Annotated in this window: 7 protein-coding genes; 3 read left to right on the forward strand and 4 right to left on the reverse strand. The window is 67.2% G+C overall.

What is annotated here, in order from left to right; genetic code table 11:
• A partial coding sequence (locus BN423_RS10330) for a THUMP domain-containing protein (RefSeq protein WP_019240172.1) occupies nt 1-1,110 on the reverse strand: 1,110 nt, incomplete at its 3' end.
• A gap of 111 nt (nt 1,111-1,221) precedes the next feature.
• Between BN423_RS10330 and BN423_RS10335 the strand changes: the two genes are divergently transcribed.
• Together BN423_RS10335 and BN423_RS10340 are read left to right on the forward strand one after the other, a co-directional pair.
• On the forward strand, nt 1,222-2,052 hold the full coding sequence (locus tag BN423_RS10335) for an HAD-IIB family hydrolase (RefSeq protein WP_019240173.1): 831 nt from the start codon (nt 1,222-1,224) through the stop codon (nt 2,050-2,052).
• A 486-nt stretch (nt 2,053-2,538) separates the two neighbouring features.
• Nucleotides 2,539-3,582, forward strand: coding sequence for a hypothetical protein (locus BN423_RS10340; RefSeq protein WP_232385577.1), 1,044 nt, complete (start codon nt 2,539-2,541; stop codon nt 3,580-3,582).
• A 198-nt stretch (nt 3,583-3,780) separates the two neighbouring features.
• Here BN423_RS10340 and BN423_RS10345 read toward each other — a convergent pair whose 3' ends face one another.
• From BN423_RS10345 to BN423_RS10355, 3 genes are read right to left on the reverse strand one after another with little or no spacing between them, the layout of a single operon-like run.
• Nucleotides 3,781-5,790: an ABC transporter ATP-binding protein gene (locus BN423_RS10345; RefSeq protein ID WP_019240175.1), complete on the reverse strand. Its 2,010-nt coding sequence runs from the start codon at nt 5,788-5,790 to the stop codon at nt 3,781-3,783.
• Nucleotides 5,780-7,675 (reverse strand): ABC transporter ATP-binding protein, encoded by a 1,896-nt coding sequence (locus BN423_RS10350; protein WP_019240176.1) that lies wholly within the window; start codon nt 7,673-7,675, stop codon nt 5,780-5,782. The genes BN423_RS10345 and BN423_RS10350 overlap by 11 nt, the downstream gene beginning before the upstream one ends.
• Entirely contained in the window at nt 7,672-8,241 is a 570-nt protein-coding gene (locus BN423_RS10355; RefSeq protein ID WP_019240177.1) for a MarR family winged helix-turn-helix transcriptional regulator, read from the reverse strand. Before BN423_RS10355 ends, BN423_RS10350 begins: the two co-directional genes overlap by 4 nt.
• A 382-nt stretch (nt 8,242-8,623) precedes the next feature.
• On the opposite strand from BN423_RS10355, the gene BN423_RS10360 reads away from it, so the two are divergent.
• Nucleotides 8,624-9,832, forward strand: a complete 1,209-nt coding sequence (locus tag BN423_RS10360; protein WP_019240178.1) for a pyridoxal phosphate-dependent aminotransferase — start codon at nt 8,624-8,626, stop codon at nt 9,830-9,832.
• Nucleotides 9,833-9,991: the final 159 nt, after the last annotated feature.

Genomic DNA, 9,991 nt, shown 5'->3' on the forward strand with positions numbered 1-9,991 from the left:
CCCCTTCGCGAGCGCGGCGTGCGCGGCGTCGCGCAGCATGGCGGCATCGGGTTCGGCGAAGGTCACGGCCGCATCCCAGCCACCGGCTTCCACCAGGCGTTTCGCTGCCGCGCGGGCACGGTCGTCAAGGTCGGTGGCCACGATGCGCCCGGCGAGCTCCGCGCCGTCGCGCTCCTGGGAACGGGCTTCGGCGAGGAGCCCGCGCCAGAGCGCCGGGTCGTGACCCGCCCAGCCCTGGAAGCCCCAGCGGGTCCGCGCGACGCCGGGCGCGCGCCCCGCGAGCATGGCGGCTGCCTCGAGCAGCACGCCGCCCTCGCCGCAGGCGAAGTCGATGAGGCGGGGGAGGGGCTGCCGCCCGGGTCGCTCGGCATCTGCCGCGGCTGCAGTTTCCGGAACCGCGCCTTCGCCCGCGGCCTCGACTGCCGCGGCCTCCGACATCCGGCCAGCCCCCGCGGCCTCATCTGCGCCCGCAGCTTCGACCGCCGCTCCCGCGCCCTTCTCATCCGCCCGCGCTTCATCCCCCCGGCACGCCGCCTGCCAGCCGACCTCGGCCAGAAGGAGCGCCGCATAATCCGGCCGCAGGATGTCCACGCCGGACGGCGCGCAAGCTAGCACTCTGCGCGGGATGCGCTTGAACAGCGGCTCGCCCGAGAGGTCGAGCGCCAGGCTCGCGCGCCCGCCGCGGATGGTGAGCGAGAGGCGCGCGTCGGGGGCGTGCGTGTCCACGACGGGCCGCGCACCCGTGTCCGCGAGCATGCGGTCCGCGATGGCGTCCTTCACGCGCAGCGCGCTGAAGCGGGTGTTGCGCAGCGCGTCGTTCGTCCCCTGCGCGAAGATGGCCAGGCTCGCGCCGGCCTTCAGGATGCTCGGCCAGGGGAGCTCGTACGCGCCGTCGTACAGGTCGTTGGCCGAGGCGCAGGAGAAGCGCCCGATCACGAGGTAGACGCGGCTCGCGAGGCGCGACCACAGGCACACCCGGTACGCGTCGCGCGCCGACCCCTCGAAGGAGACGCGCCCCTTGAGCGGCCGCACGCGCGGCACGCCGAGCCCGCGCAGCTCGGTGGCGAGCGCGCGCTCGAATGACGCCGGGCAGCTTGCGTAGCATTCCATGATGCACCTTCCTGGTGGTCGATCGGGTGGCTCAATTGTACCTATCGCGCTGCGAAACGCGGTGGACTTGGGCATAATACTGCCTGTTGACGAGAGAGAAAGGCATCGCATATGACATCGCACGCGAGCGAGGCACCCCGCATCCTGTTCTTCGACGTGGACGGCACGCTCATCTACCACAAGCCGGGCGTGAGCGTCGAGGAGACCGTCGCGAACGCGCGCCCGTCGGATGGCGTCGCGCGCGCCTTCCACGAGCTGCGCGAACGCGGGCACCTGACGTTCATCTGCACGGGCCGTCCGCTCGCGCTCATGGCCGATTCGCTGCTCGCGCTCGAGCCCTCGGGCATCATCTCCTCCGCCGGCTCCTGCGTGTCGCTGGGCGACGAGATCCTGTTCGACGAGGCGGTCGACCCCGCGTTCACGGACCGCGTCGCCGCCTGCTCCGACGCGAGCGGCGTCCCCGTGCTTTTGGAGGCCACGGGCGGGGACGTGGCCTACGCCCCCGCGGAGTCAATCTACGGCGAGGGCGCGGCGGACCTCATCGTGCGCACGCGCGAGGAGCTGCGCGCCAAGACCGACATGCACTTCACGAAGTTCGTCATCTACGCGAGCGACCTCGAGGCGCTCAAGGCCGTCGACCCGGCGTTCTTCGACGAGCATTTCAGCTTCTTCGACCTGGGGCTGGGTATCGTGGAGTTCACGGCGAAGGGTGTCGATAAGGGCTACGGCGTGCGGCGGACGCTCGAGTGCCTGGGCCGCGGCCGGGAGGGTACGTTCGCGTTCGGCGATTCCGAGAACGACCTGCCCATGGCGGACGCGGTGGAGACATTCGTGGCGATGGGCAACGCCATGCCCGGGGTGAAGGCCCGCGCCGCCTACGTGACCGACCCCGTGCAGGACGACGGCGTGGTGACCGCGCTCGAGCACTTCGGCCTGCTGTAGGCCTGCCGCCGCGCGGGCGATGCTGCCCCTCCGCGGCGTGTCCACCTTGGCCGCTCCGCCGTGGTCGCTGCACCGCGTCGACCTTATCTCCCGGATTTGCATATTCTGGAAGATAAGAGCTTGTTCGGACGGGCTTATTGTCTGGATTTGCATATTTTGGGAGATGCTGCGGGGCAGTACTGCAGGGAGATACCGCGGGGCAATACCGCAACGCGACGATACGGCCGCGCATCGACGGCGGCGCATCGACTGCAGCACAGGCGCATCGATGGCGGCGCGGTATCTCCGCCTGCGCACCGCTCGCGGCGGAAAATCTTCCGTTTGCCGAATGGGTTTTCCACATCACCCCTGGTAGAGCCCGTACGCGCAGCTTGGTGCCCTGTCAGATTCGTGCCAGATTCCTGCAAGATTCGCGCCCACTAGGCTTCCTCAGACACCCCCGCTACGCTGGTATTTCAAGGGCGTGGCTACCGGTGGGGAGGGACGATGGGGCGCACGAGGCAAGAATGGCTCGGGGTACGTCAGCGGCTGGGTGCCGCATTCGCCGAGCGCCGCTGCTATGCTCCGCACAGCGACAAAGAGGCGCGCCTACTCCGTCGGCATGCGCTGGAAGACGAGGTCGTCGAGCCGTTTCCTCGGTTGTTCGCATCTGCTGCGTCTTGGGATGGGCTCCGGCAGAACGAACGCGAGCTGCACATCATCCGCGGGTATGCCCGTGCGCATCCCGATGCTGTCATCTGCTCGACGAGCGCAGCGCTGCTGCACGGTCTTCCGGTCAGCTTCAGCCAGCTCGGCACCATTCACCTGTATACAAGCGCCGATTCGCCCACGGCAAGCGCCGCCCGCATCGCGCGCCATGCGGCTTCGACCCCGGACACCACCACCGTCGACGGCATCAAGGTCGCCCCGATGGTGCAGGCGGCGGTCGAAAGCATGTGCTCGTCACCTTTCATCGACGGTCTTGCGGTGGCAGACGGCTTGCTCCGAAGGCTCGGCATCGATCGCGGGCTCTTGGGCGAGATCGTGCAGAAGCTCGCCTCCCGGCGGAAGGGGGTCGGCACGGCGCGCAAGGTTGCTGCCTATGCGGATGCCCGCGCAGAGAGCGGCGGCGAATCCGTCGCGCGCGGCGTCATGATCTGCGAGGGCATTGTGCCCACCGACCTGCAGCGCGAGCTTTGCGACCCCGTCGATGAGCAGGGCACGTATTTCGCCGATTTCGTATTCGAGCTACGTAACGGGAAGGCGGTGATCGGCGAACTCGACGGCAAGGGGAAGTACGTCGATCCGACGCTTCTGGGCGAAAGGACGACGGTCGATGCCCTGCTGAGCGAGCGGAAGCGCGAATCGCACATCACGTTGCTCGGCATGCCCGTCGCACGCTTCACGTGGAGCGATGTGCGAACGCGCGGCCGCCTGCGGCAGATTCTCACGGCGGCGGGCGTGACGCCGGGCGCCCTTGTGCCGCGCGACTATCGCGCACGGCCGGACGAGCCGCCGCGCCCGTGGTGGACTACCCCCAGCGCGTGGTAATCTCAACGCGCGGTGGACGTTCTCCAGCGTTTGCTCCAGCGCGCTATGACGTATCTCCCGGAATATGCAAATCCGGACAGTAAGCAGAGAAAAACGCCCCCTACCTCCTGGAATATGCAAAACCAGGAGATAAGGGGGCGTGTGGGCGCGGCCACGGGTCGCGCCCCCGCCCTGCCGAGCAGCCTTCTCCAGCTCGGCCTACTCCAGCTCGAAGGCGCCGGTGTAGAGCTGGTAGTACACGCCGTGCTTCGCGATGAGCTCGTCGTGGCTGCCGCGCTCGATGATGCGGCCGTGGTCGAGCACGATGATCGCATCGGAGTTGCGCACGGTGGAGAGGCGGTGCGCGATGACGAACGTGGTGCGCCCGCTCATGAGCGCGTCCATGCCCTTCTGCACGATAGCCTCGGTGCGCGTGTCGATGCTCGAGGTGGCCTCGTCCAGGATCATGACCGGCGGGTCGGCCACGGCGGCGCGGCTGATCGAGAGCAGCTGGCGCTGGCCCTGCGACAGGTTCGAGCCGTTATCCGTGAGCATGGTGTTATAGCCCTCGGGCAGGCGCTCGATGAAGCCGTGCGCGCCGGCAAGCTTCGCGGCGGCGATGCACTCCTCGTCCGTGGCGTCGAGCCGGCCGTAGCGGATGTTGTCCATCACGGTGCCGGTGAACAGGTTCACGTCCTGGAGCACCATGCCGAGCGACCGGCGCAGGTCGTCCTTGCGGATCTTGTTGATGTTGATGCCGTCGTAGCGGATCTTGCCGTCGGCGATGTCGTAGAAGCGGTTGATGAGGTTCGTGATCGTGGTCTTGCCCGCGCCGGTGGCGCCCACGAACGCGATCTTCTGGCCGGGCTTCGCCCAGACCGAGATGTCGTGCAGCACCGTGTGGCCCGGCTTGTAGCCGAAGTCCACGTCGTTCAGGCGCACGTCGCCGCGCAGCGGCACGAGCTCCACGCGGCCGTCGTGATGCGGGTGCTTCCACGCCCAGCGGCCGCTCTTGGTGTCGGTCGTCTCCACGAGCTCGCCGTTCACCATCTTGGTGTTCACGAGCGTCACGTAGCCCTCGTCGTGCTCGGGCTCCTCGTCCATGAGCTCGAAGAGGCGCTCGGCGCCGGCGAGGCCCATGACCACGGAGTTGATCTGCTGCGAGATCTGGCCGATCTGCCCGGCGAACTGCTTGGTCATGTTCAGGAACGGCACGGTGACCGCGATGGAGAAGGGCAGCCCCGAGATGGACAGGTTGGGCACGTGCATCTCGATGAACACGCCGCCGACCAGCGCGACGACCACGTAGATGAGGTTGCCGAGGTTCATGAGGATGGGGCCGAGCGTGTTGGTGTACATGTTGGCGGCGCGGCTCGCGCGGAAGAGCTCCTCGTTGCGCACGTCGAAGTCCTCCTGCGCGGCCTGCTCGTGGCAGAACACCTTCACTACGCGCTGGCCGTTCATGATCTCCTCGACGTGGCCCTCGACGATGCCGATCTCCTTCTGCTGCGCCACGAAGTTGCGCGCCGAACGCGAGCCCAGCACCTTGGTCATGTAGGCCATGAAGAGCACGCCCGCGACGATGATGACCGCCATCCAGACGCTATAGTAGATCATGACGCAGAACACCGACACGAGCGTGACCATCGTGAGCGTGATGTTGGGCAGCGACTGGCCGATCATCTGGCGCAGGGCGTCGATGTCGTTGGTGTAGTGGCTCATGATGTCGCCGCGCTGGTGCGTGTCGAAGTAGCTGATCGGCAGGTCCTGCATGTGGTCGAAGAGGCGCTCACGGAACTTCTCGAGCGAACCCTGGGTGATGATGGCCATGGTGCGCGTGTAGGTGAAGTTAAGGATGAGCGAGACCACGTAGATCCCGATGAGCGTGATGACGAGCGACCCGATGCGCCCGGCCACGGACTGCCAGTCGCCGGACTGCCAGGTGGCGGTCACGATCTCGAGCGCGCGCTGCATGAAGGTGGCCGGCAGCGACGACAGAATGGCCGAGATCACGATGCAGCAGATAACGAGCGGCAGCGCCTTGGGATAGAACGAGAAGAGCGTCTTGATGAGGCGCGCGAGCGTCTTGCCGCGCACGCCGGTCTTCTTGGGCGCCAGCTTCTTGCGGCCGGCGACGTTCTGGCGCGTGTCCTCGGGCTCGGGCGGCTCGGGCGTGTTGACGCCGAGCGTGTTCTTGAAGGCCGTTTCGGCCGCGTTGCTACTGCTCATCGGCGGCACCTCCCTCCGGGTTGGCGTTCTCTTCCAAGGCGATCACCGTGCCCGCCACGTCCGGGGTTGCCGGAGCCTCGGGCAGCTGCTCGGTGACGGCGCCCTCGGCCGCCTCCTCGCCCTCCACGACGGAGTCGTCGCCGAGGTCCTCCTCGGCGCCGGTGCGGTTCTGCTGCTCGTAGGTGTCGCGGTAGATGTCGCAGGTCTGCATGAGCTCGTCGTGCGTGCCCAGGCCGGCGATGTGGCCGTTGTCGAGCACGAGGATGCGGTCGGCGTGCTCCACGGAGCTCGTGCGCTGCGCGATGATGATCTTGGTGGTCTCGGGCAGGTACTGCGCCAGGCCCTCGCGGATGAGCGCGTCGGTCTTGGTGTCCACGGCCGAGGTCGAGTCGTCCAGGATGAGGACCTTCGGGTGCTTCAGCAGTGCGCGCGCGATGCACAGGCGCTGCTTCTGGCCACCGGAGACGTTCGTGCCGCCCTGCTCGATGTAGGTGTCGTACTTCTTGGGGAAGGTCTGGATGAACTCGTCGGCCTGGGCGAGCTTGCACACCTCGACGAGCTCGTCGTAGGTGGCGTCCGGGTCGCCCCAGCGCAGGTTCTCCTTGATGGTGCCGCTGAACAGCACGTTCTTCTGCAGCACCACGGCCACGTTGTTGCGCAGGTAGTCGAGGTCGTAGTCGCGCACGTCCACGCCGCCCACCTTGACGGAGCCCTCGGTCACGTCGTACAGGCGGCTGATGAGGTTCACGAGCGAGGTCTTGGCCGAACCGGTGCCGCCCATGACGCCGAGGGTCTCGCCGCTCTTGATGTGCAGGTCGATGTCGGCGAGCGCGCGGTGCTCGGCCTTCTCGGAGTACTTGAACGTCACGTGGTCGAAGTCGATGGAGCCGTCGACCATCTCGGTCACGGGGTGCGCGGGGTTCTCGATGGTGGGTTCGGTCTCGATGACCTCCACGATGCGCTCGGCGCTCTCCTGCGCCATGACGATCATGGCAAAGACCATCGACACCATCATGAGCGCCATGAGGATCATGAAGCCGTAGGTGGTGAGGGCGCTGAACTGGCCCACGTTGAGCAGCGTGCCCTTGCTGGAGATGATGAGGTAGCTGCCGAACTGGATGACCACGACGAACACCGTGTACACGGCGAAGTTCATCATGGGCGTGTTGAGCGCGAGGATCTTCTCGGCGCGCGTGAAGTCGCGGCACACGTCCTGCGCGGCGACGCCGAACTTCTGCTTCTCGTAGTCCTGGCGCACGTAGCTCTTCACGTCGCGCATGCCGGTGACGTTCTCCTCGATGGACTCGTTGAGCGCGTCGTACTTATGGAACACTGAGCGGAAGATGGGGTGCACGGTGCGCACGACCTTGTAGAGGCCGAAGCCCAGGATGGGGACGATCACCACGAAGACGAAGGCCATGGGGCCGGCCATGATGAAGGCCATGACGATGCCGGCGATGAGCAGCAGCGGGCAGCGCACGGCGGTGCGGATGATCATCATGTACGCGAGCTGCACGTTGGTGATGTCGGTGGTGAGGCGCGTCACGAGCGACGAGGCCGAGAACTGGTCGATGTTGGCGAAGCTGAAGCGCTGCACGGCGGCGAACACGTCGTGGCGCAGGTTCTTCGCGAAGCCGCAGCTGGCCTGCGAGCACGTGATGCCGGCGCCGATGCCGAACGCCAGCGAGGCGAGCGCCATGCCCACGAGCACGCCCGCGTAGGGGAGCATCTCGCCGAGCGTCGCGCCGGCCTGGATGACGTTGATGAGCTGCGCGGTGACGAAGGGGATCGCCACCTCCATGACGACCTCGCCCGTCACGATGATGGGCGTGGCGATGGCTGCGCGCCGGTACTCGCGGATGCTTGCCATGAGGGTTTTGATCATGCAAGTTCCTCCCAACGGTTACGGATCTTTCCGAGCAAGACGACGAGCTCGTCCTGCTCCTCTACGGTGAGGTTCGAAAATGCCTGGTCGCGGAACGCCTTGCGCGCCTCGATGGCGCGGAGCGCCTCCTGCTCGCCCGCCTCGGTGAGGTGGATGGAAAGCGCGCGGCGGTCGCGCGGGTCGCGGGTGCGCTCGATGAGCCCTGCCGTCTCGATCTTGGCGAGGATCTCTGAGAGCGATCCGGGCTTGAGCTCGAAACGGCTCCCGAGCTCAAGCTGCGACATGCTGCCGCCCGCGCGGTGGAGCATGCAGAGGATGGGCTCGCGCCCGGAGCGGCCGCCTTCGTGGAAGTGCAGGTAGTGGCCGCAGAAACCCAGGCCGCGGAGGATGAGCTCCTCGCGGGTGGGCGTGGGCTGCACGTTCGGGGCGGGCGTCTGGGCGGGCTTGGCGGCCGCGGGCTGCTGGGGCGCCGCGGGCCGCTGATCTGCGGGTTCGTCCGCCGCCGCGTCCTCTTCCGCGCGCTGCGCCTGCGCATGCGACTGGTCGTCCGATATGGTTTCGACCATGTGGTTCAACGCCTCCTTCAGATTTCGTAGGTACCTAAGTAATTTTTTAGCGCCTGAATAGGCTACTACCGGTATATGAGATGTCAAGGTACCAAAGTAATTTTTCTTATTTCGTTTTATTTCCGGGGGAGCGGGCGGAGGGGGAGGGGACGCGCCGGGGTGATAAAAAGGTGTCAGTCACCTTTTTATCACGAGGCAGCCGTTGCGCCCCCCGGTGCCCAGCTCGCTCTTCCCTGATGATAAATAGGTGACTGACACCTTTTTATCACCCCGGCGCGTCCCCTAGTAATAAATGTGCGACGCCACCTCCGTGCCCCGCCCTGTTTGCTACGATGGGCAGGTGAAACGAGGGGCGCGGCGGCGCCCGGTCAGGAGGGTTGCCATGGTCAACGAGGCGATGTACGCGCGCGGTGCGGAAAGCTCGGTCATCCGCGAGATCTTCAGCTACGCGAACGAGCGCAAGGCGCAGGTGGGTGCGGAGCACGTGTTCGACTTCAGCCTGGGCAACCCCAGCGTGCCCGCCCCGGACGCCGTGCGCGCGAGCATCGAGCGCTCGCTCACCCTGCCGCCCGAGGTGCTGCACGGCTACACCCCCGCGCCCGGCATGCCCGAGGCGCGCCAGGCGGTGGCGGACTCGCTCAACCGGCGTTTCGGCACGTCGTACGGCATGGCCGACATCTTCATGACGGTGGGCGCGGCGGCGTCCGTCTCGTGCGCGCTCCACGCGGTGGCCTGCCCGGGCGAGGAGGTCATCGTCATCGCGCCGTACTTCCCCGAGTACCGCGTGTGGATCGAGACGGCCGGCGCGACCTGCGTGGAGGTGCCGGCGGACCCGCAGACCTTCCAGATCGACGTCGAGGCGGTGGCGGCAGCCATCACGCCGCGCACGGCCGCGGTCATCATCGACTCGCCGAACAACCCCACGGGCGTGGTCTACACGCGCGAGAACCTCGAGGCGCTCGCGCGCGTGCTCGACGAGGCGAACGCCGGGCGCGCCGCCGCGCGGGAGAACCAGCAGCCCATCGCGCTCATCTCCGACGAGCCGTACCGCGAGATCACCTACGGTGCCGAGGTGCCCTGGGTTCCCGCGCTCTATGAGTACGCGGCGGTGTGCTACTCATATAGCAAGTCGCTCTCGCTGCCGGGCGAGCGCATCGGCTGGGTGCTCGTGCCACAGGCGAGCGCTTGGGGCCGCCGCGTGATGTGCGCCGTCGCGGGCGCGGCGCGGTGCCTGGGCTTCGTGTGCGCGCCGGCGCTCTTCCAGCGCGTGGTCATTGATTGCGTGGACGTGCCGTCCGACGTGGAGGCGTACGCGCGCAACCGCGATATGCTGTGCGGCGCGCTCAAGCGCTTCGGGTACTCCTATGTGGAGCCCGACGGTGCCTTCTACCTGTGGGTTCGCTCGCCCGACCCCGATGCGGAGGCGTTCTGCGAGCGCGCCCGTGCCTTCGAGCTGCTGCCCGTGCCGTCCAACAGCTTCGGTGCCGAGGGCTGGCTCCGCGTGGGGTACTGCGTGGCGGCCGAGGTCATCGAGGGTTCGCTGCCCGCGTGGGAGCAGCTGGCGCGGGAGTACGGGCTCCAGGCAGAGTAAATTAGGGCGTTTCGGGCGCGGGCGGGGGCGTTGCGACGCGTGCTCGCACCCGAGCTGTGCTTTGTGGCGCGTGCGAGGCGTCCATTTCGCACCCGAATCGGGCTTTGCAGCGGCCACACGGCGCCCGTTCCGCACCCGCGGATCCCAAAGTGCGCGAAA

The organism is Enorma timonensis (assembly GCF_000321165.1).
GTDB lineage: Bacteria > Actinomycetota > Coriobacteriia > Coriobacteriales > Coriobacteriaceae > Enorma.